At 61.4% G+C, this 26,232-nt stretch carries 26 protein-coding genes; 9 read left to right on the top strand and 17 right to left on the bottom strand.

The features are described 5' to 3' along the window. Positions 1–9 precede the first annotated feature (9 nt). The 5 genes from WDB91_RS11605 to WDB91_RS11585 all read right to left on the bottom strand — a co-directional run bounded on the left by WDB91_RS11605 (position 10) and on the right by WDB91_RS11585 (position 4,198). Positions 10–1,383, bottom strand: a complete 1,374-nt coding sequence (locus WDB91_RS11605; RefSeq protein ID WP_339112718.1) for a pyruvate dehydrogenase complex E1 component subunit beta — start codon at positions 1,381–1,383, stop codon at positions 10–12. Positions 1,384–1,397: 14 nt separating this feature from the next. Next, positions 1,398–2,423: a pyruvate dehydrogenase (acetyl-transferring) E1 component subunit alpha gene (gene pdhA / locus WDB91_RS11600; protein WP_339112717.1), complete on the bottom strand. Its 1,026-nt coding sequence runs from the start codon at positions 2,421–2,423 to the stop codon at positions 1,398–1,400. Positions 2,424–2,609: 186 nt separating this feature from the next. Beyond that, entirely contained in the window at positions 2,610–2,906 is a 297-nt protein-coding gene (locus WDB91_RS11595) for a septum formation initiator family protein (protein ID WP_339112716.1), read from the bottom strand. A 199-nt stretch (positions 2,907–3,105) separates the two neighbouring features. After that, a complete protein-coding gene (locus tag WDB91_RS11590; protein ID WP_339114514.1) occupies positions 3,106–3,666 on the bottom strand; it encodes a peptidylprolyl isomerase in 561 nt (186 codons plus the stop codon). Positions 3,667–3,691: 25 nt separating this feature from the next. Next, positions 3,692–4,198 carry a peptidylprolyl isomerase gene (locus WDB91_RS11585; protein ID WP_339112715.1) on the bottom strand — a complete coding sequence of 169 codons (507 nt, stop codon included), beginning with the start codon at positions 4,196–4,198 and terminating at the stop codon, positions 3,692–3,694. 213 nt (positions 4,199–4,411) lie between these two features. Here WDB91_RS11585 and WDB91_RS11580 point away from each other — a divergent pair, with 213 nt between their 5' ends. Together WDB91_RS11580 and WDB91_RS11575 are read left to right on the top strand one after the other, a co-directional pair. Further along, entirely contained in the window at positions 4,412–5,602 is a 1,191-nt protein-coding gene (locus WDB91_RS11580; protein WP_339112714.1) for a phosphoglycerate kinase, read from the top strand. 218 nt (positions 5,603–5,820) lie between these two features. Then, a complete protein-coding gene (locus tag WDB91_RS11575) occupies positions 5,821–6,723 on the top strand; it encodes a fructose bisphosphate aldolase (RefSeq protein WP_339112713.1) in 903 nt (300 codons plus the stop codon). Positions 6,724–6,927: 204 nt separating this feature from the next. Here WDB91_RS11575 and tyrS read toward each other — a convergent pair whose 3' ends face one another. Beyond that, positions 6,928–8,178 carry a tyrosine--tRNA ligase gene (tyrS, locus tag WDB91_RS11570; protein ID WP_339112712.1) on the bottom strand — a complete coding sequence of 417 codons (1,251 nt, stop codon included), beginning with the start codon at positions 8,176–8,178 and terminating at the stop codon, positions 6,928–6,930. A 59-nt stretch (positions 8,179–8,237) separates the two neighbouring features. Between tyrS and WDB91_RS11565 the strand changes: the two genes are divergently transcribed. After that, on the top strand, positions 8,238–9,335 hold the full coding sequence (locus WDB91_RS11565) for an anhydro-N-acetylmuramic acid kinase (protein WP_339112711.1): 1,098 nt from the start codon (positions 8,238–8,240) through the stop codon (positions 9,333–9,335). A gap of 124 nt (positions 9,336–9,459) precedes the next feature. Beyond that, positions 9,460–9,777, top strand: a complete 318-nt coding sequence (locus tag WDB91_RS11560) for a hypothetical protein (RefSeq protein ID WP_339112710.1) — start codon at positions 9,460–9,462, stop codon at positions 9,775–9,777. Here WDB91_RS11560 and WDB91_RS11555 read toward each other — a convergent pair whose 3' ends face one another. The 4 genes from WDB91_RS11555 to WDB91_RS11540 all read right to left on the bottom strand — a co-directional run bounded on the left by WDB91_RS11555 (position 9,778) and on the right by WDB91_RS11540 (position 13,469). Continuing rightward, complete coding sequence (locus WDB91_RS11555; protein WP_339112709.1) at positions 9,778–10,203, bottom strand: cupin domain-containing protein; 426 nt, start codon at positions 10,201–10,203, stop codon at positions 9,778–9,780. Next, on the bottom strand, positions 10,200–11,114 hold the full coding sequence (locus tag WDB91_RS11550; RefSeq protein WP_339112708.1) for a DMT family transporter: 915 nt from the start codon (positions 11,112–11,114) through the stop codon (positions 10,200–10,202). Before WDB91_RS11550 ends, WDB91_RS11555 begins: the two co-directional genes overlap by 4 nt. Positions 11,115–11,315: 201 nt before the next feature. After that, the gene (eno, locus tag WDB91_RS11545) at positions 11,316–12,593 is read right to left on the bottom strand and encodes a phosphopyruvate hydratase (RefSeq protein ID WP_339112707.1); all 1,278 of its coding nucleotides are present in this window, start codon (positions 12,591–12,593) and stop codon (positions 11,316–11,318) included. 168 nt (positions 12,594–12,761) lie between these two features. Continuing rightward, positions 12,762–13,469, bottom strand: a complete 708-nt coding sequence (locus WDB91_RS11540; protein WP_339112706.1) for an endonuclease/exonuclease/phosphatase family protein — start codon at positions 13,467–13,469, stop codon at positions 12,762–12,764. A 166-nt stretch (positions 13,470–13,635) separates the two neighbouring features. On the opposite strand from WDB91_RS11540, the gene WDB91_RS11535 reads away from it, so the two are divergent. Further along, entirely contained in the window at positions 13,636–14,310 is a 675-nt protein-coding gene (locus WDB91_RS11535; RefSeq protein ID WP_339112705.1) for a hypothetical protein, read from the top strand. A gap of 3 nt (positions 14,311–14,313) precedes the next feature. Here the strand turns inward: WDB91_RS11535 and WDB91_RS11530 are convergent, their stop codons facing one another. Next, positions 14,314–15,741 (bottom strand): YdiU family protein, encoded by a 1,428-nt coding sequence (locus WDB91_RS11530; protein WP_339112704.1) that lies wholly within the window; start codon positions 15,739–15,741, stop codon positions 14,314–14,316. Between the two features lie 102 nt (positions 15,742–15,843). On the opposite strand from WDB91_RS11530, the gene WDB91_RS11525 reads away from it, so the two are divergent. Together WDB91_RS11525 and WDB91_RS11520 are read left to right on the top strand one after the other, a co-directional pair. Next, positions 15,844–16,062, top strand: coding sequence for a DUF2945 domain-containing protein (locus tag WDB91_RS11525; protein WP_339112703.1), 219 nt, complete (start codon positions 15,844–15,846; stop codon positions 16,060–16,062). After that, positions 16,062–17,042, top strand: a complete 981-nt coding sequence (locus WDB91_RS11520; protein WP_339112702.1) for a DNA topoisomerase IB — start codon at positions 16,062–16,064, stop codon at positions 17,040–17,042. Before WDB91_RS11525 ends, WDB91_RS11520 begins: the two co-directional genes overlap by 1 nt. On the opposite strand, the gene WDB91_RS11515 is transcribed toward WDB91_RS11520, so the two are convergent. Together WDB91_RS11515 and WDB91_RS11510 are read right to left on the bottom strand one after the other, a co-directional pair. Beyond that, complete coding sequence (locus WDB91_RS11515; RefSeq protein WP_339112701.1) at positions 17,039–17,974, bottom strand: nucleoside hydrolase; 936 nt, start codon at positions 17,972–17,974, stop codon at positions 17,039–17,041. The genes WDB91_RS11520 and WDB91_RS11515 overlap by 4 nt on opposite strands. Before the next feature lie 79 nt (positions 17,975–18,053). Continuing rightward, on the bottom strand, positions 18,054–19,055 hold the full coding sequence (locus WDB91_RS11510; protein WP_339112700.1) for a Fe(3+) ABC transporter substrate-binding protein: 1,002 nt from the start codon (positions 19,053–19,055) through the stop codon (positions 18,054–18,056). A 243-nt stretch (positions 19,056–19,298) separates the two neighbouring features. Between WDB91_RS11510 and WDB91_RS11505 the strand changes: the two genes are divergently transcribed. Both WDB91_RS11505 and WDB91_RS11500 read left to right on the top strand, forming a co-directional pair. After that, the gene (locus WDB91_RS11505) at positions 19,299–20,141 is read left to right on the top strand and encodes a MipA/OmpV family protein (protein ID WP_339112699.1); all 843 of its coding nucleotides are present in this window, start codon (positions 19,299–19,301) and stop codon (positions 20,139–20,141) included. Positions 20,142–20,277: 136 nt separating this feature from the next. Next, on the top strand, positions 20,278–21,684 hold the full coding sequence (locus WDB91_RS11500; protein WP_339112698.1) for a sulfotransferase: 1,407 nt from the start codon (positions 20,278–20,280) through the stop codon (positions 21,682–21,684). Here WDB91_RS11500 and WDB91_RS11495 read toward each other — a convergent pair whose 3' ends face one another. The 4 genes from WDB91_RS11495 to WDB91_RS11480 form a co-directional block, all read right to left on the bottom strand. Further along, complete coding sequence (locus WDB91_RS11495) at positions 21,685–23,538, bottom strand: ABC-F family ATP-binding cassette domain-containing protein (protein ID WP_339112697.1); 1,854 nt, start codon at positions 23,536–23,538, stop codon at positions 21,685–21,687. It abuts the gene before it with no gap. A gap of 48 nt (positions 23,539–23,586) precedes the next feature. Further along, complete coding sequence (locus tag WDB91_RS11490) at positions 23,587–24,234, bottom strand: hemolysin III family protein (RefSeq protein ID WP_339112696.1); 648 nt, start codon at positions 24,232–24,234, stop codon at positions 23,587–23,589. A gap of 111 nt (positions 24,235–24,345) precedes the next feature. Continuing rightward, positions 24,346–25,437, bottom strand: a complete 1,092-nt coding sequence (locus WDB91_RS11485; RefSeq protein WP_339112695.1) for an amino acid permease — start codon at positions 25,435–25,437, stop codon at positions 24,346–24,348. A 138-nt stretch (positions 25,438–25,575) separates the two neighbouring features. Continuing rightward, entirely contained in the window at positions 25,576–26,004 is a 429-nt protein-coding gene (locus WDB91_RS11480; protein WP_339112694.1) for a hypothetical protein, read from the bottom strand. Between the last annotated feature and the right edge of the window lie 228 nt (positions 26,005–26,232).

Here is a 26,232-nt window from a genome sequence, read left to right as displayed (position 1 = left end):
TGGATCTCCTTAGCGATAGGTGACTTTTTTCACCGCAGCGATGACTTCATCGGTGGTGACAAGAGCCAGTTTCTCGAGGTTGGCGGCATAGGGCATCGGCACGTCTTTACCGGTGCAGTTGATCACGGGCGCGTCGAGATAGTCGAAGGCGCGTTCCATGATGACAGCCGAGAGGTGGTTGCCGATGGAACAGACGGGGAAGCCTTCTTCGACGGTGACGCAGCGGTTGGTCTTCATGACCGAAGCCAGCACGGTGTCATAATCGAGCGGACGGATCGAGCGCAGGTCGATGACCTCTGCCGAGATGCCATCTGCCGCGAGCTTCTCGGCCGCTTCCAGCGCATAGGTCATGCCGATCCCGAAGGAGACGATGGTCACATCGGTGCCTTCGCGCCAGACTTTTGCCTTGCCGATCGGAACCGTGAAATCATCCATCACCGGCACTTCGAAGGATTTCCCGTAGAGGATCTCGTTTTCGAGGAAGATGACGGGGTTCGGATCACGGATTGCCGATTTCAAGAGACCCTTCGCATCGGCTGCCGAGTAGGGCTGCACGACCTTGAGGCCCGGGATCTGCGCATACCATGCGGCGTAATCCTGGCTGTGCTGCGCGCCCACACGGGCGGCGGCGCCGTTCGGGCCACGGAACACCATCGGTGCGCCCATCTGGCCGCCCGACATGTAGAGGGTCTTGGCAGCCGAGTTGATGATCTGGTCGATCGCCTGCATGGCGAAGTTGAAGGTCATGAACTCGACGATCGGACGCAGGCCGCCAAAGGCCGCGCCGACCGCGATACCGGCGAAGCCATGCTCGGTGATCGGCGTGTCGATCACGCGCTTCGAGCCGAACTCGTCCAGCAGGCCTTGGGAGATCTTGTAAGCGCCCTGGTATTCGGCCACTTCCTCACCCATCAGATACACGTTCTCGTCGCCGCGCATCTCTTCGGCCATCGCGTCGCGCAGGGCTTCGCGGACCGTCTGGGTCTTCATCTCGGTGCCTTCGGGCCAGTCTGCGGCGGTATTCGGCGCCAGCGGTGCCTCGGGGGCCTCATCGGATTTGGCGGTTGCAGGAACCGATGCGGGGGCAGGGGCGGCTTCTGCGGCAGGTGCCGAAGCCGTCTCGATATCATCGGCGGATTCGCCTTCCTCGAGCAGCACGGCGATGGGCGTGTTGACCTTTACGCCCTCGGTGCCTTCCTCGATCAGGATCTTGCCCAGCGTGCCCTCGTCGACCGCTTCGAACTCCATCGTCGCCTTATCGGTTTCGATCTCGGCGATAATGTCCCCTGCGGAGACGGTATCGCCTTCTTTCTTCAGCCAGCGCGCCAGAGTGCCCTCTTCCATGGTGGGCGACAGGGCGGGCATCAGGATTTCAGTTGCCATTCGTGTATTCCCTCTCAGGCGTTCTGCGGTGCGACTTCGGCGTAGATATCGGTCCAGAGCTCTTCGAGCGCGGGCTCGGGGCTTTCTTTCGCGAATTCGGCCGACTCGTTGACGATCGCCTTGATATCCTTGTCGATGGCCTTCAGGTCATCTTCGGTTGCGTGCTCGCCGGTCAGCAGGAGCTGGCGCACATGCTCGATGGCATCACGCTCTTCGCGCATCTTCTGCACTTCATCGCGGGTCCGGTATTTCGCGGGGTCCGACATCGAGTGGCCGCGGTAACGATAGGTCTTCACTTCGAGGATATAGGGGCCTTTGCCCGCACGGCAGTGCGCCACGGCTTTTTCGCCTGCGGCTTTCACGGCCAGAACATCCATCCCGTCAACTTCCTCACCCGCGATGCCATAGGCCTCGCCGCGCTTCCAGAGCGCCGGGGATTTGGTCGAACGCTGGACGCTCGTGCCCATCGCATACTGGTTGTTCTCGATCACGAAGACGACCGGAAGATCCCATAGCTGCGCCATGTTATAGGTCTCATAGACCTGGCCCTGGTTGGCCGCGCCATCGCCGAAATAGGCGAAGGTCACATTGTCATTGCCCTTGTATTTGTCGGCAAAGGCCAGACCCGCACCGATCGGCACCTGTGCGCCCACGATGCCATGGCCACCATAGAAATGTTTCTCTTTCGAGAACATGTGCATGGAGCCGCCTTTACCTTTCGAATAGCCGCCCTCGCGGCCCGTCAGCTCGGCCATCACGCCTTTGGCGTCCATGCCGCAGGCAAGCATATGCCCGTGATCGCGATAGGAGGTAACGCGCTTGTCGCCCTCTTTCGCGGCGGCCTCGAGACCGACAACAACAGCCTCCTGACCAATATAGAGGTGGCAGAAACCACCGATCAGACCCATACCATAAAGCTGGCCTGCCTTCTCTTCGAAGCGGCGGATCAGCAGCATGTCACGGTAGTAGCTGAGTAGCTCGTCCTTGGAGACGTTGGCACCGGCCTTCGGTGCAGTCCCCGAACTCTTGCGAGCAGCCATAGGCATCCTCCCTAAAAGCGGATAGTTCAGTATTAAACCATTTCTAGCGGAAAGCTTTCAGGAACACAATCACCGCATTGCCTGCCAATGAAAAAAGGGCGAGCGACACGATTATGTCAGACAGGGTAATGCAAAAACCCGCAAGCCTTGCCTGCGGGTCCGGATGTGGCGCCACTGTGGAGGGGCTCAGCGGATGACGACCTCGTCGCCGCGCACCAGCCCGAGAATATTGCGGGCCTGCTGGTCGAGGAGGTCGAGATCGAGATAGTCATCCGAAAGCCGGTGCGTGAGATTCGCCATCCTCGTCACCTCGTCGCGCAGCGTGTCGCGCTTCTGGGTCATATCGGTGATCTCCGCCTCGATCTGGACGCGCTTGAAGATCCCGTAAGACCCCTGCACAGCCGCAAAGGTGAAATACGCCGCAAGCACGAAGGCGATGGAAAAGAAGATCAGCGGCCCGACCGCCCGGTTTTTCTGCTGCATGTTCTGCCTATGTCGGGCGCGGGGACACGCGCCTCACTGCTCTGCCAAATATGGTGCGAAACTCGCGATGCCTCTTGTCGGGCAATGGACGAATTATGGCATGAAGGGAGCTTTACGCCTAGCTATTTCTGGCGGGGCCGAGGGCGGAAAATGAAAAAGGCGCCCGCGGGGGCGCCTTCTATGGAAACCTGAGGCCGGATTACTTCTCGACCTTGGCCGAGACGATATAATCGGGCTCATCCACCAGACCATTCTTGGCGCTGTCGCCCTTCTTGATCTGGTCGACGATGTCCATGCCTTTTACGACATGACCCACAACGGTGTATTGGCCATTCAGATGGGGCGCATCGGCAAACATGATGAAGAACTGCGAATTGGCCGAATCCGGGTTTTGCGAGCGGGCCATGCCGACGATGCCGCGCACGAATTTCCGGTTCGAGAATTCTGCCGGAAGGTCGGGTTCGGTCGAACCGCCCATGCCGGCCATCGAAATCTGCGACGATCCGCGCTTTCCGAACTGCACGTCACCGGTCTGTGCCATGAATCCGTCGATGACGCGGTGGAAGACCACGTCATTATACTCGCCTTTCTCGGCCAGCTCTTCCAGACGTTCGGCGGCTTTGGGAGCCACATCGGGGAGAAGGTCGATGACCACCTCGCCTTGAACCGATCCGCCGATCTCGAGCACAAGATTCGGACCGGGCCCGTCAGGGGCCGTGTCCTGAGCATAGGCTCCGGTGGTCATTGCCCCGGCGCCCATTGCAAACAGGGCTGCCGCAACAAGATTACGCATCGGCAGCCACCGTGACCTTGATCATACGGTCGGGGTTTTTCGGGGGCTCGCCGCGCACGATCTTGTCGACATTGTCCATACCTGCGATCACGCGGCCATAAACGGTGTATTGGCCGTTGAGGAAGTGGTTGTCCGAGAAGTTGATGAAGAACTGCGAGTTGGCCGAGTTCGGGTTCATCGAACGCGCAGCACCCAGCGTGCCGCGATCATGCGGGATGCGCGAGAATTCTGCGGGAAGATCATCATATTGCGACCCGCCGGTGCCTGCGCGGCCCGGATTGTAGTCTTTTTCCATATTCGCGTTTTCCACGTCGCCGGTCTGCGCCATGAAACCGTCGATCACGCGGTGGAAGGCCACGTTGTCATAGGCTCCGTCGCGGGCCAGCTGCTTCATGCGCTCGGCATGTTTCGGCGCGATCTCGGGCATCAGTTCGATGACAACCGGACCATCCTTCAGCTCGATGATGATGGTGTTTTCGGGATCTTTATATTCGGCCATAAGGTCCTCCTGAATCTGGCCTGCAATCTACACGACCATGCCGCCATGGAAAGCCGAAACCTGAGTTTTTCGCTCTCACAGCCTGTCACAGCCCGTCACGGGGTGTTCAGGGCGGGTGATCGCCTCTGTTGACGGGCCCCGATCCGCAGTGCAAGTTGCCGCCAAAGAGGCGCCGTCTATATGAGCCAAGGCGCCGGAATGAGGAGACACCCTATGGCTTGGAAAACCCTTGATGATCTGGACCTGGAGGGCAAGGTTGCTCTGGTTCGCGTCGACATCAATGTCCCCGTCGAGGACGGGCGCGTGACCGATACCACGCGCATCGACAAGATCGTGCCGACCGTGAAGGACATCTTGGCCAAAGGCGGAAAACCCGTTCTGTTGGCACATTTCGGCCGCCCCAAGGGCAAAATCGTGCCGGAGATGAGCCTCAAGCCGCTGGTGCCCGCATTGGCCGAAGCCTTCGGCGTGCCGGTGCATTTCGCCGAGGATTGCATCGGCGGTCCGGCCAAACGCGCGGTGGCGGCACTGCCCGAGGGCGAGGTTTTGCTGCTGGAGAACACCCGCTTCCATGAGGGCGAGGAAAAGAACGACCGCGAGCTGGCCGCTGCCATGGGCGCGCTCGGGTCTGTCTATATCAATGATGCCTTCTCGGCCGCGCACCGTGCCCATGCCTCGACTGAAGCGCTGGCCCATGTGTTGCCCTGCGCGGCGGGTCGGCTGATGGAGGCCGAACTGAAGGCGCTCGAGGCGGCACTTGGCGAGCCTGAACGTCCGGTCACGGCGGTCGTGGGTGGGGCGAAGGTCTCGACCAAGCTGGACCTCTTGGGCAATCTTGTCAGCAAGGTCGATAATCTGGTGATCGGCGGGGGCATGGCCAATACCTTCCTCGTGGCGCAGGGTATCGATGTCGGCAAATCGCTCGCGGAACGGGATATGGCCGACACCGCGCTCGAGATTCTCGAGAAGGCAAAAGCGGCAGGCTGCACCATCATCCTGCCTGCGGATGTGGTGGTGGCGCGCGAGTTCAAGGCCAATGCCGAGAGCGAGACCGTGGCGGCGGATGCCTGCCCCGAGGATGCGATGATCCTTGATGCCGGTCCCGAGGCCGTGGCGCAGATCGTCAAGGCCTTCGAGGGTTCGCGCACGCTGATCTGGAACGGACCGCTTGGGGCCTTCGAGATCGCGCCGTTCGATGCGGCCACCAATGCCGCCGCCGCCAAGGCCGCCGAACTGACGGCCGAGGGCAGGTTGATTTCGGTCGCCGGTGGCGGGGATACGGTTGCGGCGCTCAACAAGGCGGGCGCTGCAGAGACCTTCAGCTATATCTCAACCGCAGGCGGTGCTTTCCTCGAATGGATGGAAGGCAAAACCCTGCCCGGCGTGGCAGCGCTTGGCGCGTAACAGGTCCTTGTAAACATGACACGAAGGGGCGGCCTGAGGGCTGCCCCTTTTGCCATCTGGCGTGAAAGATGCCCGAATACTGGCAGCATTGCGCCAAGCTTCATGACAAAATGAAAGAATCCGAAAAGGTTAGCGCCATCAAGATTGTCTAAGCTCCTCCGTCGCGCTAGGTCTGGACTTGGCCCATTATTCATACTCCGTGCTGGAGGGAGAGACATATGCCGAACGCGCAACAAACCGAACAGATTTCAAAAGGTGACGGGTTTATCGCCGCGCTTGACCAATCGGGCGGTTCGACTCCGAAGGCGCTGCGCCTTTACGGTATCGAGGAGAGCGAATATTCCAACGATGCCGAAATGTTCGACCTGATCCACAAGATGCGGACGCGGATCATCAAATCGCCGGCCTTCTCCAACGGCAAGGTGATCGGGGCGATCCTGTTCGAGCAGACCATGGATCGCGAGATCGACGGTATCCCGACCGCCACCTATCTGGCCGAGAAATGCGGCGTGGTGCCCTTCCTGAAGACCGATAAGGGGATGCTCGACGAGGAGAACGGTTGCCAGCTTCTCAAGCCGATCCCGGGCTTCGAGGATCTTCTGGACCGCGCGGCGGCAGCAGGTATCTTCGGCACCAAGATGCGCTCGGTCGTCTCGGCCGCCAACCCCGAGGGGATTGCCGCCGTGGTGGCACAACAGTTCGAGCTGGGCGCGATTGTCATCAAGCACGGTCTGATGCCGATCATCGAGCCGGAAGTGACCATCTCGATCGCCGATAAGGTCGAGGCTGAAGCGATCCTGCGCGAAGAGATCCTCAAGCAGCTCGACGCCCTGCCGGAAGACCAGCAGGTGATGCTGAAGCTCTCGCTGCCGAGCGTGCCGAATTTCTACAAGCCGCTGGTCGATCACCCGCGTGTGCTGAAGCTGGTGGCCCTGTCGGGCGGCTACTCGCGTGACGAGGCCAATGCGATCTTGGCAAAGAATGATGGCATGATCGCCTCCTTCTCCCGCGCGCTGACCGAAGGCATGTCGGACAAGCAGACGGACGAGGAATTCGATGCGGCACTGGCGAAGGCGATCGACGATATCCATGCGGCGTCCCTGGCGCATGAGCCCGCCTGATTGTATCCGGAACTGAGTTGGGAAGGCGGGGCGTTTGCTCCGCCTTTTCCTTTTGGCATGCGGGGTAAGGGGACGCTCGCGCCCCCTCTTTGCGCTGCGCGCAAATTCACCCCCGAGGATATTTAGAGACGCTGGAATTGCAAAAGGGCGCCGGTGAGGGCGCCCCTTCAAGATGGATATGGCTCGGATCTGGCGTTGTGGGGATCAACCCAGTTGCACGAGCGCGTGGCGTTTCTTGCCAGCCGAGAGTTTGACCGGTGTCTCGAAATCGGTGGCGGTGAACATACGGCCCGCTTCGGTGCAGGTTTCGTCATTCACTTTCAGCCCGCCTTCACCGATCAGGCGTTTGCCATCCTTACCGGTTTTGGCAAGGCCCGAACGGGTTACGAGTTGGGCCAGGCTGATGCCATCGCCCAATTCTTCGGCCGAGAGGCTGAGGGTCGGAAGATCCTCGCCGGTGCCGCCTTTTTCGAAGACCTCACGCGCGGTGGCCTCGGCGGCGGCGGCCGCCTCGGCACCATGCAGAAGCGTGGTGACCTCGCGGGCGAGGATGATTTTGCCCTCGTTGATCTCCGAGCCCTGAAGGGCTGCAAGGCGGTCGCATTCCTCGACCGGCAGTTCGGTATAGAGTTTGAGGAAGCGGCCGACATCGGCATCCGTGGTGTTGCGCCAGAACTGCCAGAACTCGTAGGGGCTGAGCATCTCGGCATTGAGCCACATCGCGCCGCCTTGGGACTTGCCCATCTTGCGGCCATCCGAGGTGGTCAGCAGTGGCGTGGTCAGGCCATAGATCTCGTTATCGAGCACACGACGGGTCAGGTCGATCCCGTTGATGATATTGCCCCATTGGTCCGAGCCACCCATCTGGAGCGCACAGCCATAGCGGCGGTTCAGCTCGAGGAAGTCATAGGCCTGCAAGATCATGTAGTTGAATTCGAGGAAGGACAGCGACTGTTCGCGGTCCAGACGCGATTTCACGCTCTCGAAGGAGAGCATCCGGTTGACCGAGAAATGCCGCCCGATATCGCGCAGGAAGTCGAGATAGTTCAGGCTGTCGAGCCATTCGGCATTATTGAGCATGAGCGCGCCATTGCCGCCCTCGCTATAGTCGAGATAGCGGTCGAAGACTTGCTGCATGCCGTCGATATTCGACTGGATCTGCTCGGGTCCCAAAAGCGGGCGCTCATCCGAACGGAAGGAGGGATCGCCCACCTTGGTCGTGCCGCCACCCATGAGCGTGACCGGCTTATGGCCACATTTCTGGAACCAGCGCAGCAGCATGATGTTGAGCAGGTGACCCACATGCAGCGAGGCGGCCGTCGCGTCATAGCCGATATAGGCAGTGACCGTCCCGGAATAGAGTTTCTGGTCCAGCTCCTGCAGGTCGGTGCAGTCGGCCAGGAATCCGCGCTCGGTGATGATGCGCAGGAAATCCGATTTGGGATGGTATGTCATCTGGCTTGTTCCTTTCTGATAGGCATGCGTATATCGCTTGGTCAGGTAAAGGGGAAGCCATGTTGAAAGCAGGACCTGTCTGGGCAGTTGGCGCGATGTCGGGCACCTCGCTCGATGGCGTGGATGCGGCCGTCGTGCTGACGGATGGTGAGCGGATTCTCGATTTCGGGCGCGTGGATTATCGTGGCTATAGTGACGAGGAGCGCGGTATCCTGCATGCGGCTCTCGGGCTGTGGCAGGGCGAGCCTGCGGTCGAGCCTGCGGCGGAGGTCGTCGAGACGGTGCATGCCGAGATCCTCTCGGGCTTTTCCGAGGCCGAGATTGTGGGCTTCCATGGTCAGACACTGGCGCATGATCCGGGCGGGCGTGGCACCCATCAGGCGGGCGATGGCGCGGTGCTGGCGGAGGTGCTGGGCAAGCCTGTGGTCTGGGATTTCCGCACGGCGGATGTCGCACTTGGCGGGCAGGGCGCGCCGCTTGCGCCCTATTTCCATTTCGCCTGTGCTAAATGGGCGGGGCTCACCGCGCCTTGCGTTTTTCTCAATCTCGGCGGGGTCGGCAATGTGACATGGGTCGATCCGCGTCTGACCGGACCAGAGGCCGACGGGGCGGTTCTGGCCTTTGACACAGGTCCGGCCAATGCACCGATCAACGATCTGATGCGTCTGCGGTTCAATCTCTCGCAGGATGAGGGAGGCGCGCTGGCGTTGCAGGGGAATGTCGACGAGGCTGTGGTCGCGCGGTTTCTGGAGCATCGCTATTTCCTGAAAATGCCGCCCAAATCATTGGACCGGAACGATTTCCACGGGGTGCTCGAACTGGTCTCCGGCATGGGAGATGCCGATGCGGCGGCAACGCTGACCGCCTGTTCGGCGGCGTCGGTGGCGCGCGGGTTCGAGCATTTTGCGACCCCGCCCGAGAGGCTCTATCTTTGTGGGGGTGGCCGGCTCAATGCAGCACTCGTGGCCGAGATCGCAAAACGCGTGCCGTGCCCCGTGGAGCTTGTCGAGGATATCGGGCTTGATGGCGATATGCTGGAGGCGCAGGCATTCGCCTATCTGGCGGTGCGGGTGGCGCGTGGATTGCCCACCTCGGGACCGTCGACCACGGGTGTGGCTGCGCAGGTGGGCGGGGGTCAGATCAGCCGGCCTGCCTGACATCGCGCTCTTTCCGCAACAGCATTAATCAATTGTTAATCCTTTGGTGCTCGCGACTTTGTGATGTCTGGCGGTGCGCGTAATTTCGCTCATGCCGATAACGATAAAAACGAGGCCGAGCATTATGAAAGCGCTGATTCTTGTCCTGCCCCTGATGATGGCGGGCTGTGGTCATACGCCCGACATTGCGTCACGGCTGCCTGCGATCCAGTTCGTCCCGGATCTGCCCTCTCCCGCAGCTCTGATGCGCCAGAAGGCACCCGATTACACCTATAACGGCCAGATGATTAGTTTCACGCAGGTTGATCCGACCTTTGACGATGATGCGCCTACTGGGCGTAATTACGCGCAGGCGCAGGGTGTCTGCACAGATCACGGCTTTGATTTTGTTGAATATTGGGGCGTAACCGGAAACGGTCAGCGCTTCTTCTGTAGTAACTGATCAGCCGCGCGGAATGTCGAAGCCTTCCGGTGCAAGGGTAAAGCCCTCGAACCGGAAACCGGGTGAGACGGTGCAGCTGACAAGGCTATAGTCTCCTGTGCTGCGTGCCGCCTGCCAGTGATAGGGCGGCACGATCACCTGCGGGCGGTCTCCGGCGAGAATGTCGGGGCCGAGCCGGTGATCCTTTGCCGGCCCCCTATCGCTTGGCGCAAGCGACAGGGTCAGCGGTGCGCCTGCATGCCAAAGCCAGATCTCGGTCGAATCGACCTTGTGCCAATGGCTGGCTTCACCTGCTTTCAGAAGGAAATAGATGCAGGTGCCCGCTGTGCGGCCTTCGCCTTCGGCGATCCATGTCTGGCGATAGTGGCCCCCTTCGGGATGGGGGGCCAGCTGGAGTGTTTCGATGATATCATCTGCAGTGCTCATGGCGCATTGAGCGTTGGTTGGCGGCGCAGTGTCAAGCGTGGACTGGTGATCTGGGACAGGCTGACCCCGAGGAGTGTCAGAGCCGTGCCGATGATCTGCAGGAGGGCAGGTGTCTGTCCGAGCGCCCAGCCGATCAGCACCGCAAAGAGCGGCACGAGATTGAACAGGATGGCGGTCTTTGCCACGCCGCGCGCGGCGATCGCCGCCGTCCAGAAAATATAGGCCAGCATTGAGCCGAGGATCCCCATCCACAGAGAGGCGATCAGGCTGGGCGGCGATGCGGCTAGAGTGATGGCAACAAGATTGCCCTCATGGAGGCTCGTTCCGATCAGGGCGAGGGTGCCGAAAACCATCGTCCAGCTTGTTGTGGCAAGCGGGGAGGAGCCCCGTATAAAGCGCGTGCAACCCACCCCATAGGCCGCCCATGCCAGTGAACCGGCAAGAATGACCAGATCGCCGGAGTTGAGCCTTCGGGAGATATCGTCAATGTGCCCCTGTGCGAGCACCAGTGCGACGCCCGCAAAGCTGAGTGCCATGCCGGATAATGCGGGCCAGCTTGGGCGTTTACGCGACAGGACCGCGTCAAAGATGGCAGAGGTGATCGGGGTGGTGGCCATGATCAGTGCCGCTGTTTGCGGGTTCGTGCTTTGCAGCCCGATGCAGAGCGCCGCATTGAATCCGGCAACCCCGAGACTGCCCAGAATGATATAGGCGAGCAGGTTCCGCCTGAGAGGCGCCATGGCCAACCCTTCACGCCAGATAAGGAGCACGAGGATCGCGATTGTCGCGATGAGAAAGCGCAGGCTTGCCACGCTTAGAGGCGGCAGGCTGCCAAGGGCGATGCGGGTCGCCTCGAAATTGCTGGCCCAGAAAGCCGTTGCGGCAACACCCAGAATAAGCGGTCTTTGCATGAGATGTCCTTCGGAGAAGATCCGGCCCATGAGGGGCAGGATAGGGATCACGCGACCGGTAGCGCAGGGGCAAACTACGCGTGGTTTCGTTTTCCGTCTTCCCTCAACTACGCGTAACCGCTTTCCAAATACGGAAAGTATCGCCACTAAAAAAAGGCGCGGAGAATCTCCGCGCCTTTCTCCGAAGTATTCACCGAAGTCTTATTTCTTCAGGATCGAACGGCCCGCATAGATTGCGGTCTCGCCCAGCATTTCCTCGATACGGATCAGCTGGTTGTATTTTGCCAACCGGTCCGAACGCGCGAGCGAGCCGGTTTTGATCTGGCCGCAATTGGTGGCAACTGCGAGGTCCGCGATGGTCGCATCCTCGGTCTCGCCCGAGCGGTGCGACATCACATTGGTGTAGCGTGCGCGGTGGGCCATATCGACGGCCTCGAGCGTCTCGGTCAGCGAACCGATCTGGTTCACTTTCACCAGCATGGAGTTTGCCACGCCTTGCTCGATGCCATCGGCCAGACGCTTGGGGTTGGTCACGAACAGATCGTCGCCCACCAGCTGGATCTTGTCGCCGAGTTTCTCGGTCAGGATCTTCCAGCCCGCCCAGTCATCTTCCGCCATACCGTCCTCGATCGAGATGATCGGGTATTCTTCGCAGAGCTTCACAAGATAGTCGGCATTCTCTTCCGAGGTGAGCGAGAGGCCTTCGCCCTTCATCTCGTATTTGCCGTTCTTGTAATATTCGGTCGAGGCGCAATCCATCGCCAGATAGATATCCTCGCCCGGCTTGTAGCCCGCTTTCTCGATGGATTTCAGGATCACGTCGAGCGCTTCCTTGGTCGAGGAGAGGTTCGGCGCGAAGCCGCCCTCATCGCCCAAACCGGTGGACAGACCCATCGCGGTCAGCTCTTTTTTCAGCGTGTGGAAGACTTCCGAGCCCATGCGCACGGCTTCGCGGATATTCGCGGCCGAGACGGGCATGATCATGAATTCCTGAATGTCGATCGGGTTATCAGCATGTTCGCCACCGTTGATGATGTTCATCATCGGAACCGGCAGAACGCGGGCCGAGGTGCCGCCGACATAGCGGTAGAGCGGCTGGGTGGTGTAATCGGCGGCGGCTTTCGCGCAGGCCAGCGACACGCCGAGGATCGCGTTCGCGCCAAGGCGGCCCTTGTTCTCGGTGCCGTCCAGCTCGATCATCGTGCGGTCGATCTCGACCTGCTCGGTGACATCGGCGCCCACGAGGGCTTCGGCGATCTCGCCATTGACGGCCGCAACCGCGTCCAGCACGCCCTTGCCCATATAGCGGGCCTTGTCGCCATCACGCTTCTCGACCGCTTCATGCGCGCCGGTCGAGGCCCCCGAGGGCACAGCCGCGCGGCCCATGGTGCCGTCTTCGAGGATCACGTCGACTTCGACGGTCGGATTGCCGCGGCTATCGAGGATCTCGCGCGCGTGGATATCGATGATGGTGCTCATATTACTCTCTTCCCTTGTCGTTGCACATGCGTGCTTAATGGGCCGCGTAAAGCTATAACTTCGCCAAGCCCCAGTGAAAAGGGCGTTGTTACCGCTAACGCGAGTGTTAGCGACACAACTTCATGAAATTTGTGGAATGTTCGTATGACATCCGCATAGTCAGGTAGATCAGCGCCGGCGCCGCAGACCTTTCACATCAGCCCAGATCGGCAGATGGTCCGAGGCACGCCGCGTCAGCTGGGTGTCGAGCACAGCCATTTTGGCAATGCTCGCACGGTTGCAGGTCACGATTCGATCCAGCTTGCCGACAGGCGCGACCGAGGGGTAGGTGGCGCCAGGTGCATGGACCGAGAAGCCGCTCAGCGCCTCGAAGCCGGAACGCCCCGACCATTCGTTGAAGTCACCAATGGCGAGGGCGGGCGCGGGAGAGGCTGCCAGCATCTCCTTGGCTATCCGCGTCCATTGCGCGCGCCGGTCCGCCCGGCGTAGCCCCAGATGGGCTGCAAAAATGGAAAAGGGCAGATCGCCCTCGGCCTTGATATGCAGATGCAGCGCGCCGCGCGGCTCGAGGCCGGGCAATTCGATCCCCTTGCAATCGATCATCTCGACGGTCTTGCGCACCAGAAATGCCTGACCGTGCCAGCCCAGACTATCGGGTCCGGTGCGGGGTTGCTCGATGGTGCAGAAATCCGTCTCGGCCTCGATAAGGGACGCAGTCAACGCAGCCGGACGCGCGCCGCGCCGGCGGTCAACTTCTTGCAGCGCAACGATATCGGCATCCAGCGTGTTGAGCACCTCGATAATCCTGTTGGGATCTCGGCGGCGGTCCACACCTACGCATTTATGAATGTTGTAAGAAGCAATTCGGAGAGTCATTGGTCGTCAGCATGGTCAATTTCACGCAGAGATATAGATCTAATGCGCGGGATGTCACCTTGCCGTCGCGAAAAATTCCAATATTGCGATATATTCGCCGAGAATTTTTTGTGAGCGGAGCGTGAGCATCTTCCCCGCACTGCGATTTGCCCCCATCATGAGAGCTATGAAAAACTTCCTCCTCCTCGCGGCCTTTTTGCGCCAGCCCTGGCCGGTGCGCGTGATCTGGTCGCTTCTGGCCATCGAGTTATGTCTGGCCCTTGTCGAACGGCAATGGCCACTTGCGGGGGTGGCGCTGTTTACCTTCGGGCTGACACTCGTGCCGCTCTATGTTAGCTCGCGCATCGGAATTTCCATGCCCACGGCGCTGGTTGTGGCGATCACCGGCTTTATCTTCGCCACGATTTTTCTCGGCGAGGCGTTCGATTTCTACAACCGCTTCTGGTGGTGGGACATCGCGCTGCATGGCGGATCGGCACTCGGCTTCGGCCTTGTAGGCTTCATGTTCGTCTTCATGCTGTTTGAAGGCGACCGCTATGCCGCGCCTCGCTGGGCGATGGCGCTAATGGCGTTCTCGGTGGCGGTCACCATTGGCGCGGTCTGGGAGATCTTCGAGTTCGGCATGGACCAGATCTTCGGCACCAATATGCAGAAATCCGGCCTGATGGACACGATGGGCGATCTGATCGTGGATGTGATCGGCGGCGCTTTGGGGGCGCTTGCGGGCTGGGCCTATCTCTATGGTCGCGGTCCCGGTTTTACCCGCGCTTTCTTCGAGGATTTCGTCGCCCGCAACCGCCGGTTCTTCCGCAAGATCGGCAATCGGGTCGGGCGACGCTAGGGGTTATGTCCCGCAGAAGGTGCGCATAACGCGCTCACCCAGATCGGGCGCCTTCTCGTAGGCGGCAAAGCCCGGTGCTTCCGCATAGGGCTCGGCCAGCGCCTGCATCAGGCGCTCGAACGGGGCCAGATCACCGGCCTCGGCGGCATTGATCGCCTCCTCCACGCGATGGTTGCGCGGGATGCGCAGCGGATTGGCTTCGGCCATCACCGCCTGCGGATCGGTCTCCCGCGCCAGACGTGCCCGCCAGTCGGGCGCCCAGGCTTGCCACAGGGCAGGGTCCATGAACTCCGCCCCCGCATCCTCTCCTCGGCGCATCGCCGCAAAGACCCGCGTGAAATCGGCCTGACCCTGCGCCATCGCGGTCAGGAGCCCCTGGATCAGGTCCAGCTCCTCCATCCCTGCATCGGCAATTCCGATCTTCTGCCCGAAACGCTTCAGCCACTGGCTCTGGTAGAGCGGACCGAACGCATTGATGGTCAGTGTGGCGTCCTCGATGGCCTTCTCCTGCTCGCCCATCAGCGGGATAAGGCAGGTGGCGAATTGCGCCAGATTCCACGTGGCGATCTGCGGCTGCGCGCCATAGGCATAGCGGCCATATTGGTCGATCGAGCTGAACACCATCTCGGGATGATAGATATCGCTGAAAGCACAGGGGCCATAATCGATGGTCTCGCCGGAGATCGCCATATTGTCGGTATTCATCACGCCATGGATGAAGCCGAGGCTCATCCAGCCCGCGATCAGCGTCGCCTGCGCCGCGGTCACCGCCTTGAGGAGGTCGAGCGGGCTCTCGCATTCGGGATAGAGCCGCGCGATCACATGATCGGTCAGGGTCCGCAGCCCCTCCACATCGCCGCGCGCGGCGAAATACTGGAAGGTGCCGACCCGCACATGGCTGCGTGCCACCCGCGCCAGCACCGCTCCGGGGCGCTGTTTCATGTCGCGCAGGATGGTCTCGCCGGTAAAGGCCGCGCCAAGGGCCCGTGTGGTGGGCAGGCCAAGCGCATACATTGCCTCCGACACCACATATTCGCGGATAACCGGCCCGGCCCATGCCCGTCCGTCGCCACGGCGCGAAAACGGTGTGGGGCCGGAGCCTTTCAGCTGTAGGTCGAACCGACCCTCGGGGGTCGTGACCTCGCCCAGGAGCACCGCGCGCCCATCGCCCAGTTGTGGCACCCAGCCGCCGAACTGGTGACCGGCATAGGCCTGCGCGATCGGGGCCGCGCCTTCGGGGACATGGTTGCCCGCGAGCATAGCCACACCCTCGGGACTGCGCAGGAAGGCGGGATCGATGCCCAGATTGCCTGCCAACGCATCATTGACGGCGATCAGCTGCGGTGCTGCCACGGGTGTGGGGGCTTGCGGCGCGAAGAAACGCTCGGGCAAGGCGGCATAGCTGTTGGTGAAGCGGATGGGTGCGGTCATGAGAGGCCTCCTGTTGGTTCCGATATAGGCCCCATGGCCGCTGACGGGAACCCCGCCCCTCCGAATTCGTTTGGGCGGTAGCTAATCGTGAAGGGGGCGGCTATGGGGAATTCTTACCGGACCGGACAATGGGTCACATGGAACTGGGGGCAGGGCGAGGCCAGAGGCAAGATCGCCGCGCGCCATGAGGAGCGTGTCGAGCGCCAGATCGACGGCTCCAAAATCACCCGCAATGGCAGCGCCGAGAACCCCGCCTACGAGATCCATCAGGAGGACGGGGCGCGGGTGCTCAAGCTCGGTTCCGAGTTGGAGGCGGGGTGATGGACGGCGCGCGTCTGGCGGATCTGCCGAAAGGCCTGTGCTTCTATCCCGATAGCCGTCCGGGGATCGCGCGCAGGCGCTGTGGGCGGGGCTTCAGCTACATGATGCCCGATGGCACCACACTTGCCCGTGGCCCCGAGCGGACCCGCGTCGAGGCTCTGGGCATTCCGCCCGCTTATGAGAATGTCTGGATTTCTCCGCGCGAGAACGGGCATCTGCAGGCCACGGGGTTCGATGCGCGCACGCGCAAGCAATATCGCTATCACACACTCTGGTCCGAGGCGCGGGCCGCCGAAAAATTCGGCACACTTGCCGCCTTTGGCCATGCGCTGCCACGGATCCGGCGCGGCGTGACGCGGGATCTGGCCGAGGGGCCGGGCGAGATGGGGTTTGCGCTGGCGGCTGCCGTGCTCTTGATCGACCGTCTGGCGATGCGGGTCGGCAATGCGGCCTATACCGAGGCCAATGGCAGCTACGGGGCGCTGACGCTCCGCCGCCGCCAGATGCGACTTTGCGATCAGGGGCTGCGACTGAGCTACACGGCCAAGGGCGGCAAGAAGGTGCGGCGCCTGCTCACAGACCGCAAGCTGTTGAAAGTGCTCGACCAGGCGCGCGATCTGCCGGGGGCCGAGCTGATCACATGGCTCGATGATGCGGGCTCACCGCATGCGTTGGCCTCCGATCAGCTCAATGCCTATCTGTCTGACCTAGGTCAGGGAGATTTTACTGCTAAGACCTTCCGCACATGGTCGGGGTCGCTGGCGGCATTCGAGGCGGCAGAGGCGGGGGGCGAGACCATCAAGGCGCTCTCCACGGCTGCAGCCAAGCGGCTGAACAACACGCCCACCGTCGCCCGCAACAGCTATATCCACCCCAAGGTCATCGCGCTGGCCGAAGAGGGCCTGCCCGAGATCACGCCCGTGAAGCTGCGCGGGCTGACCGTGGCAGAGACCCGCCTTCTGGCGCTTCTCGAGGGTTAGAGCGTGGCGAGGCGGTCGCTGATCAGCGCGAAGAAACGATCGCGATCGACCTCGCCCATGAAGGTGGCGTTGGGCGCGCGCTTGCTGACGCGCCACCAGTCCGCCACCGTCATACCAAGGGTCAAGGGCGAGTCCACCTCGATCTCGACATTGATGAGACGGCCGGAAAACAGCGTCGGATCGATCAGGTAGCCGATAGTGCAGGGGTCGTGTAGTGGCGCGCCGCCCGATCCGTATTTTTCCATGTCGAAGCGCTCGAAGAAATCGGTCCAGGAGGCCACAGCTTTGCCCAGAGGCGTGCCCAGATCGCGCATCTGCTGCACCCACGCCGCGGAGGTCATAGCCTTATGCGTCACATCAAGCGGCATCATCGTCACCTTCACCCCCGCGTCCAGCACGATCTTGGCCGCCTCCGGGTCGACATAGATGTTGAACTCGGCGGTGGGAGTGATGTTGCCGACCTCGAAATAGGCCCCGCCCATCAGCACGATCTCCTCGATCTTCGCAGCCAGTTCGGGGGCGCGGTGCAACACGGTCGCGATATTGGTCAGCGGACCGATCGGGACCAGAGTGATCGAGCGGTCCCCAGCGGCCCGCAACGTTTCGATGATGAAATCCACCGCATGTTGCTCCTGCACGGGCATTGTGGGCTCGGGCAGAACGATCCCGTCAAGGCCGGTCTTGCCGTGGACATGCTCGGCCGTCACCAATGCGCGTGACATAGGTCTGTCGCAGCCCGCAAAGATCCTTACATCGCGGCGTCCTGCCAGTTCGCAGATCTTGCGCGCATTGCTTACCGTCAGATCCAGCGGCACATTGCCTGCGACACAGGTGATGCCCAGCAGCTCCAGCTCGGGGCTGGCCAGCGCCAGCAGAATGGCCACGGCATCGTCCTGGCCGGGATCGGTATCGATGATGATTTTGCGCGTCATGTCTGCTCTCCTTTGGGGGGCAGGTTGAGCGTAGGCGCGGGATTTGTCCAGCGGGCGTCATGCCCGCCGGACGCTTGAGTCAACCGTCGAAGTTCACCGCCTCGATCAGCTTGAGGGCCTCGGGACGCATCCTGGCGATCTCCACAAGATCGAGCCCGTCGGGGGTGAAGGCGCCCCAGCTTTTGACCAGATCCGAAGGATCTACGCCCTCTTTCACCGGAAACTCGTGATTGGTCTCGGCATAGATATGCTGCGCCTCATCGGAGACGAGGAACTCCATCAGTCTCAGCGCCTCGTCCTTGTTGGGGGCGGATTTGGTCATCGCGACGCCCGAGATGTTCATATGTGTGCCACCGCCTTCGAAGACGGGGAAGCGGATCGACACGCTATTGGCCCATTCGGCGCTCTCGTCATTGGCCAGCATCTGGCCCATATAATAGGTGTTACCAAGGCTGATATCGCATTGACCCGCCCAGATGGATTTCACCTGACTGCTGTCATTGCCCGAAGGCTTCAGCGCCAGATTGGCCTTAAGCCCTGTCAGCCAGTCACGCGTGGCCTCCTCGCCGTGATGGATCAGATAGGCGGCGGTCAGCGCGACGTTGTAATCGGAGGTGAAGGGGCGGGTGCAGATACGGCCCTTCCATTTGGGGTCGGCCAGATCCTCATAGGTGGTGATCTCGCCCTCGGCCACGCGCTCCTTGGAGGCATAGACGATCCGCGCCCGTGTGGTCAGTCCGAACCACTGATGGGCAGGGTCACGGAAGGCCCCCGGGATCGCGGTATCAAGGGCCGGATCCTCGACCGCTTGCGTGACGCCGCCATCCACAACTTGCGTCAGCCGCGCGATATCGACCGTCATCACCAGATCGGCGGGAGAGCGGCGGCCCTCGGCCTGCAGGCGCTCGACCATACCCTGCGCGATATAGGCGACATTGACCTTGATACCGGTTTCCTTGGTGAAAGCATCCAGCAGCGGCTGAACAAGCTCGGGCTGACGGTGCGAATAGATGTTCACATCGGCCATCGCAGGCAGGGGCAGGGCCGCGAGAGCTGGCGCGAGAAGCGGAAACAGACGCATGGAAACCTCCTATTGGGACGCAACCGATATGCCAATTCCGTGAAAACCGGTCAATACCTGATCTTTTTTATCGGTATATCGACGGGTTTCGCAGGGGCGTGACATATCCATGCAACAGTTTCGCGCGAAATTGAGCGGGAAGGTAGCAAGTTTTGTGATCTGCGCTAAGATAACCGCAAATGATTGACAGGCGGGGTGCTGCATCACTGCAGGGGCCGCGCTCAAGAACGAGGGAATCATACCGTGACCCAGATCACTGCGAAAATCGCCGCCGCTTCTGTTGCCCTTATGCCGCTTGTGGCCGGTGCCGCCTTTGCCCAGGATAGCCAGTCCGAAGGCTATCACTTCGATACGCCGCGCGTCTCCACCCAGTCGTCGGGCGCAGGGGTGAAATTCACGCTGGGGGCAGGCGTTGCGGTCACTCCCGAATATCCCGGCTCGGATGATTTCACCGTCGGTCCCGATATGGTCGTGCGCTTCCACGCTCTGCAATATGGCGGGATGACCTATGGCAATCCCGACCCCTATGCCGAGAAATCGGGCTTCTCGGTTGCGGGGTCGTTCCGCTATATCGGCGAGCGCGATGCCAGCGACTATTCCGAGCTGCGTGGGCTCGACGATGTGGAGGATTCTCTCGAGCTGGGTCTCGGCTTTGCCTATGACACCCCTGTCTATGAGGTCTTCAGCACCGTGCGTTACGGCGTTATCGGTCATAACACCTGGGTTGGTGAGGTCGGTGCCGACCTCAAGATGCACCCGACGGAGCGTCTGACCGTCACCTTCGGGCCGCGCGCCTTCTGGGGCACCGAGCGTTATGCTGACACCTACTATGGTGTGACGGCGGCGGAATCGGCGGCGTCCGGCGGATCGCTTGCCGCCTATGACCCCGATGGCGGTTTCCTGTCGGCTGGTGTCGAGCTGGGCGCGAATTACCGCTTCGACGGCGGTTGGGGTGTCGAGGGCGCGGTGCGCTACGACAAGCTGATGAACGATGCCGAAGACAGCCCGATCACGCAGGCCGGATCGGACGAGCAGTGGAGCATGTCCTTCGATGTGACGCGCGTGTTCACGCTGGGCGCGATGTAAGCCCGCCCATAGCCGATCTTAGACAGCCCCCCGCGAGGGGGCTGTTTTCATTTTCGGGGTGATTTTTCCGAGATGGTAAAGGGTTTGTTTGCCAATTTCGCCGAACCTGCAGGCGAGTTTGCGAAAGAGAGACCCCATGCGCGCCATCCGTTATCAAGATCATCGTGACGACCATCTCCAGTTGATGCAGCGCGGCAAGTATCAAGAGGCCTTCGCCATGCTGCAGGAGATGGCGCCGATGCATGGGGATGATCCGGTCTATATTGCCGATCTCGCCGAGGCGATGTGGTATATGGGCGACGAGAAACAGGTGCTTGATCTGTTGCATATCCTGGTCACCCGCTTCCCCGACTACTATCGCGGCTGGCTGCAGTTGGGGTTGCGCATGGGCAGCTATGGCGAGACGGAGCAGGCGGTCGCCTGTTTCAGGAAAGCTTTGGAACTGAAGCCGGAATCGATCGCAGCGCGGACCGAGCTTGCCAAACACGAGCCGTTCAGCCCCAACAGCCAGCAGGCACGGGTGCTGCGAAAATATCTGGAAGACGATATCGCCGATCCGGTAAAGATCGAGATCCTGATCGCACTGGCCAATGCCGAGGCGCGCTCTGGCAGTGCGGTCAAGGCGTTCCATTACTGGACGCAGATGAACGCGTTACGAAAGCTCGATTATGACACCGAGGGGCTGTTGCAGATGGTCAAGGAGATCGGTCGCCTTGCGCCCGCGATGCCGCGCGCCGCAACCGACGCCGCGATGCCGCGCTTCCTCTTCATCACCGGTATGCCGCGCTCGGGCACCACGATCACCGAGACCGAGCTTGCCAAACATCCCGATGCCCACCCGATGGGCGAGCTGCCGACGCTGCAGATCGCGGTGCAGGCGTTGAAACTGCCCGCGTTCTCGGGGCTGCGCCGCGACTGGATTGCGCATCTGCACTCCATCGATGCCGTCCAGATCGCCCAGATCCGTGCGGCATTCCTGAGCCAGCTGCCCCGGAACGCCCCGCGCGGCAAGGTGCTGATCACCAAGACGCCTGCCGATGCGTTCAGCATCTGGGCGGCACGGCTGATCATCCCCGAGCTGAAGGTGCTGCATATGGAGCGACATCCGCTGGATGTGGCGCTCTCCAATTTCAGCACCAATTTCGGCACCTTACGCGGCTATCATACGACTCTCGACGGGATTGCCGATGTGACACGCGCCACATGGCAGGTCCGCGATATCAATGCCGGTCTTCTGGGTGCGGATATGCGGGTGCAATCCTATCGCGCAATGGTCGAGGATCAGGAGAACCAGCTCGCGCACTGTCTGGCCTTTGCAGGGCTTGCGCCCGAGCGGATGCAGACAGAGGCCGATCCGGAGACGTTACGCGCGGTGCGCACGGCCTCTGTCCATCAGGTCCGGCAGGGTGTGAATACCAAGGGGCTTGAGAAATGGCGCAAGTTCGAGCGCCAGCTTGCGCCATTTGTGAGCCGCCTTGGCGGGCCGGAGGTGATCGCGGCATGGGAAGCGCAGGATCGGGCCCGCGATTTCCGGCCAGGATAATTACCCGGCTTCGGCGCTTTCCAGCTTTTCGAGAGCTGCCATCCAGAGCGTCTCCGCCCTATCCATCGCCTCACGCAGCTCGGCATATTTGGCATTCCACGTCGCCAGCTCGCCCGCTTTGCCATCCTCGTAAAGCGCGGGATCGGCGAGTTTCTTGGAAAGCTTTTTGGCCATTTCCTCGAGCTTCTGGACCCGCTCCTCGCATTTGCGCGCCTCGGAGCGCAGCGTAAGGATCTGCTCGCGGGGCGCACGTTTGGGCTTGGGTTTGGGGGCCTCGGGTGGCGCTTCCTTCTTGGGCGGCGTCAGCAGCTCCTGCCGGTAGCTGTCGAGATCGGCCTCATAGGGTGCGACACGACCCTCTTTCACCAGCCACAGCCGGTCCGCGACCATCGACAGCAGGTGCATGTCGTGGCTCACGAGGATCACGGCGCCGGTATAGGCGTTGAGCGCCTCGGTCAGCGCCTCGCGGCTCTCGATATCGAGGTGGTTGGTCGGTTCGTCGAGGATCAGCATATGCGGCGCATCGATGGTCGAGAGCAGCAGGGACAGCCGCGCTTTCTGCCCGCCCGAAAGCCGCCCGACCTCCGTCTCGGCCTGATCGGCGCCAAGACCGAACCCCGCCAGCCGCGCACGCAGCTTCGATTGACCCTCGTCGGGGCGCAGGCGCTGCAGATGCAGGAGCGGCGTGGCGCCCAGATCCAGCTCGTCCACCTGATGCTGTGCGAAATAGCCCACCCGCAGTTTCGAGGATTTCACCATCGATCCGGTCATCGCCGGAAGCTTGTCGGCCAGAAGTTTCGAGAAGGTCGATTTGCCCTCGCCATTGCGGCCCAGAAGCGCGATCCGGTCATCCTGATCGATGCGCAGGTTCAGCCGCTGAAGGATCGCCTTGCCGTCATAGCCCACCGAGCCGCCCTCGATCGCCACGATCGGCGGCGAAAGCTGCTCGGGTTCGGGGAAGGTGAACACCGTCTTGGCGCGATCCTCGGGCGCGGTGATCGTCTCCATCTTCTCGAGCATCTTCACGCGGGCCTGTGCCTGTTTGGCCTTGCTGGCCTTGGCCTTGAAGCGGTCCACGAAAGCCTGCAGATGGGCGCGACGCTCGTCCTGTTTCTTGGCGGCAGCGGCCTGCTGCTCGCGATTGGCGGCACGCTGGCGGACGAAACTGTCATAGCCGCCGGAATAGAGCGTGAGCTGTTTGTTCTCCAGATGCAGGATAGAGCCGACCGCACGGTTGAGAAGCCCACGATCGTGGCTGATGATGATGACCGTATGCGGGTATTTGGCCAGATACTGTTCCAGCCACAAAGCCCCCTCGAGGTCGAGATAGTTGGTCGGTTCGTCGAGGAGCAGAAGATCGGGCTGTGCGAAAAGCACCCCCGCCAGCGCGACACGCATCCGCCAGCCGCCCGAGAAATCGGAACAGGGCATGAGCTGTTGCTCGGCATCAAAGCCCAAGCCTTTCAGGATCGAGGAGGCGCGTCCCTCGGCCGACCACGCATCGATATCCACCAGACGGGTCTGGATCTCGGCAATCCGCGTGGGGTCGGTGGCGGTCTCTGCCTCGGCCATCAGGCTCGCGCGTTCGGTATCGGCGGCCAGCACCGTGTCCAGAAGGCTCGTCGAGGAGGAGGGCACTTCCTGCGCCACGCCACCGATCTTGGCGCGCGAGGGCAGCGAGATATCACCCTTTTCCAGCACCGCCTGCCCACGGATCAGGCGGAACAGTGTGGTCTTGCCGGCGCCATTGGGGCCAACAAGCCCCACTTTATGGCCGTCGGGAATGGTCGCGGAGGCGCCTTCGAACAGAGGGCGGCCTTCGATGGCATAGGTGATATCTGAAATTTTCAACATGACCGAGCCATGCCGAAACCTTCGGGCAACGTCAACGGGGATTTACGCTCAGGCGCGGGCTGCCACCAGCACAATGGCAATAAAATGCGTCACGGCCCCCGCCAGCACCGCCCCGTGCCAGATCGCGCGCGAGAAGGGGATGCGTTCGATGACATGGAAGATGGTGCCCGCGCTATAGATCAGGCCGCCCGCAAGGATCAGGATGACGGCAGCCAAGGGCAGGGAAGTCACGATGGGGTAGCTTGCGATCAGCCCGATCCAGCCGAGCGCCAGATACATGACAAAGCCTAGCCGTTGCCAGCGGTCGAAAAATCCGAGTTTCATCACCATGCCGATGGCGGCGATGACCCATGCGCTGATGGCCAGTGCCCAGCCCGCGGCGCCCCCCATCCCCAGAAGCGCCATTGGCGTATAGGTGCCAGCGATCAGTAGATAGATCGCGGCATGGTCGAAACGGCGCAGCACCGCACGGGTCGGCTCATGCAGCGTCAGGTTATAGGCGGCCGAGAACCCGAAGCTTGCCACCAGCCCGCCCGCATAGATGCCCAGCGGCCAAAGATGCGCGAGCGGTCGGGTGATCGCCGCCCAGACCATCAGCCCGCTGATCCCCGCAATGACAATGATCAGCCCCAACACATGCATCACACCATCGGCCACATGTTCGCGCAGGCTATGGGGCAGCCTGTATCTCTTCATGGTCCCATCCCTAAATCGGCTCGCACTTGCAGCATAACGCCTTTTTGCGACATATGGATGATGCGGGGCCTAAAACAGCCCCTGCACGGGCAGTCTCACGCGAATGTGGCCTTATCCTTCGGCAGAGATCCCGAAAATGGCGATTGCCGCGCCAAGCACCGCAAGCCCGCAGTAGCGCAGACGCCGTCCGCCGGTGGCGTGCAGCGCGGCAAGTCCTGACTGGAGGGCATAATAGGCGGCAAAGGCGCGCGAGGCATAGGAGATGATCGCGAACAGATCGGTGGTCCATGTCAACGCGATGCCCAGCCCCACCAATATAATATAGGCCAGTGCGGGACGCAGACGGTTATGGCTGAGTTCCGCCGCCAGCCCGCCGGCACCACCCGTATCGGCGACAGCCGCCGAGAATTGTGCGGCCAGAGCGGCCGCCACCAGCATTACCGGCAGGATCGGCGCAACCACACGCATCATCTCGATAATGGCCGTTTCGGTCAGCTTCATCTCGCCGGGTGGAAAGACATAAGCCAGCAGCAGAATATAGACCATATAGATTGCCGCCGAGAGCCATTGTGCCCATTTCATCGCGCGAATGCGGGTCGCGGCATCATAGTCGCGGCTCATATAGCGCGCTGTTTCAAAGCCTTGGACAGTGACGATCAGACCGAAGCCCAGACGCAGGGCCTCCACCGGCCCCAGATCGGGCGGCAGGATATAGAGCGTGCCCTTGGAGGTTTCGGAGACGAAATAGACCGCCAAGCCCAACAGAAGCCCCGCAATGATCGCCAGTTTCAGGGAGACGCTGGCATATTCCATCTTCTCGAGCCGTTTGAACCCGCCAGACAGGCCCGCGGCGCCAATGATGATAAAGACGGCGGTGGTCACGATCTTGGCGGTGGCGCCATTATCCCATGGTGTAAGAGAGACCGCGAAGGCACCGAAAAGATTGAGATAATAGGCAACTGAGATCACATAAGCGAGGCCGAGTGCCACCGAGGAGAGCGTCTCCAGCCCGCGGATGCGGCGCGGAGGGGTGGTCTCGGTCTCGATCCGGGCGATGTTGAAGCGGATCGCGCTGCCAAAGGCCCATGCCGTCAGGCAGAGCACGGCCATAACCGCAGGTGCAAGCCAGCCATAGCGGACCTGAAGGATTGGCCCGAGCACCAGAAACCCCGATCCGATGATCGAGGCGAGAGGGGTGATCATGGCTCGCCACCCGGCACGCGCGCGCAAGCTCGGCAGGAACATGACGGCGCCCATAATGAGGGCAAGAGCGAGAATGGAAATATCGAGTATCATAGGCTCTATCTGCGCCGAGCTGGCGCCGATGGAAAGCCCTTTTTGTCAGTCGCGTGTCCGGAGGGCCTGCCAATGCGAGATCCGCGCGGCAATGTCTGGGCCATGCGCGTCAATGGCCGAGCGTGCCAGTTCCAGTCGCATGATGGCTTTTTCCAGACGGGCGGAGATGGTCTGGATCTCGCGCTCGAGGATCGGGCAGATATGGGGGCTCCTTGTATGATCGCGGCGCAGCTGCAGGCGGGAGAGATGGTTGCTCCACATGGAGACGGCGCGCTCTTGCACGGCGACAGTGTCGCGCATCACTTTGGCACGGATGGTTTCCGCATGGATTACGGCGCTGACAGAGCGGGTCTGGATCTCGGAGCTGCGTAGCCTGTCAAGGCGCGTGCGTTGCCCGAAACCGGGTTGATCGATGCCGCCGACGAGACTATCCGGCCGCGGTGCGACATGGGGGATCTCAAATCTGTATGTCACCTGACTGCCTGCTTCTGTTCTGAGACGACTGCCTCATGCGGTGGAGCCAACTCGCTAATGAAACAACTGTTGCGCGTGATGGTTAATCAAATCTTAACATCCTGGATCTTGCTGTAGGGTCGTATCACCAAACTGCAATCTATTCGTCATATGTCGTTTCCATGTCGCATTCGGAACGCAAAAAGCCACCCCGAGGGGTGGCTTTGATGGTGCAGAGAGGGGCTGGTG

Origin of the sequence: Thioclava sp. GXIMD2076 (assembly GCF_037949795.1) — a bacterium.
In the GTDB taxonomy this organism is placed as follows: Bacteria; Pseudomonadota; Alphaproteobacteria; order Rhodobacterales; family Rhodobacteraceae; genus Thioclava; species Thioclava kandeliae.
The sequence above is the reverse complement of the archived record's forward strand: the minus strand, read 5'-3'. Positions and strand labels throughout refer to the sequence as shown.

Coding starts and splice junctions, on each gene's coding strand:
- WDB91_RS11605 (WP_339112718.1), bottom strand. CDS start 1,383: ATGGCAACTGAAATCCTGATGCCCGCCCTGTCGCCCACCATGGAAGAG.
- pdhA (WP_339112717.1), bottom strand. CDS start 2,423: ATGGCTGCTCGCAAGAGTTCGGGGACTGCACCGAAGGCCGGTGCCAAC.
- WDB91_RS11595 (WP_339112716.1), bottom strand. CDS start 2,906: ATGCAGCAGAAAAACCGGGCGGTCGGGCCGCTGATCTTCTTTTCCATC.
- WDB91_RS11590 (WP_339114514.1), bottom strand. CDS start 3,666: ATGGGCGCCGGGGCAATGACCACCGGAGCCTATGCTCAGGACACGGCC.
- WDB91_RS11585 (WP_339112715.1), bottom strand. CDS start 4,198: ATGGCCGAATATAAAGATCCCGAAAACACCATCATCATCGAGCTGAAG.
- WDB91_RS11580 (WP_339112714.1), top strand. CDS start 4,412: ATGGCTTGGAAAACCCTTGATGATCTGGACCTGGAGGGCAAGGTTGCT.
- WDB91_RS11575 (WP_339112713.1), top strand. CDS start 5,821: ATGCCGAACGCGCAACAAACCGAACAGATTTCAAAAGGTGACGGGTTT.
- tyrS (WP_339112712.1), bottom strand. CDS start 8,178: ATGACATACCATCCCAAATCGGATTTCCTGCGCATCATCACCGAGCGC.
- WDB91_RS11565 (WP_339112711.1), top strand. CDS start 8,238: ATGTTGAAAGCAGGACCTGTCTGGGCAGTTGGCGCGATGTCGGGCACC.
- WDB91_RS11560 (WP_339112710.1), top strand. CDS start 9,460: ATGAAAGCGCTGATTCTTGTCCTGCCCCTGATGATGGCGGGCTGTGGT.
- WDB91_RS11555 (WP_339112709.1), bottom strand. CDS start 10,203: ATGAGCACTGCAGATGATATCATCGAAACACTCCAGCTGGCCCCCCAT.
- WDB91_RS11550 (WP_339112708.1), bottom strand. CDS start 11,114: ATGCAAAGACCGCTTATTCTGGGTGTTGCCGCAACGGCTTTCTGGGCC.
- eno (WP_339112707.1), bottom strand. CDS start 12,593: ATGAGCACCATCATCGATATCCACGCGCGCGAGATCCTCGATAGCCGC.
- WDB91_RS11540 (WP_339112706.1), bottom strand. CDS start 13,469: ATGACTCTCCGAATTGCTTCTTACAACATTCATAAATGCGTAGGTGTG.
- WDB91_RS11535 (WP_339112705.1), top strand. CDS start 13,636: ATGAAAAACTTCCTCCTCCTCGCGGCCTTTTTGCGCCAGCCCTGGCCG.
- WDB91_RS11530 (WP_339112704.1), bottom strand. CDS start 15,741: ATGACCGCACCCATCCGCTTCACCAACAGCTATGCCGCCTTGCCCGAG.
- WDB91_RS11525 (WP_339112703.1), top strand. CDS start 15,844: ATGGGGAATTCTTACCGGACCGGACAATGGGTCACATGGAACTGGGGG.
- WDB91_RS11520 (WP_339112702.1), top strand. CDS start 16,062: ATGGACGGCGCGCGTCTGGCGGATCTGCCGAAAGGCCTGTGCTTCTAT.
- WDB91_RS11515 (WP_339112701.1), bottom strand. CDS start 17,974: ATGACGCGCAAAATCATCATCGATACCGATCCCGGCCAGGACGATGCC.
- WDB91_RS11510 (WP_339112700.1), bottom strand. CDS start 19,055: ATGCGTCTGTTTCCGCTTCTCGCGCCAGCTCTCGCGGCCCTGCCCCTG.
- WDB91_RS11500 (WP_339112698.1), top strand. CDS start 20,278: ATGCGCGCCATCCGTTATCAAGATCATCGTGACGACCATCTCCAGTTG.
- WDB91_RS11495 (WP_339112697.1), bottom strand. CDS start 23,538: ATGTTGAAAATTTCAGATATCACCTATGCCATCGAAGGCCGCCCTCTG.
- WDB91_RS11490 (WP_339112696.1), bottom strand. CDS start 24,234: ATGAAGAGATACAGGCTGCCCCATAGCCTGCGCGAACATGTGGCCGAT.
- WDB91_RS11485 (WP_339112695.1), bottom strand. CDS start 25,437: ATGATCACCCCTCTCGCCTCGATCATCGGATCGGGGTTTCTGGTGCTC.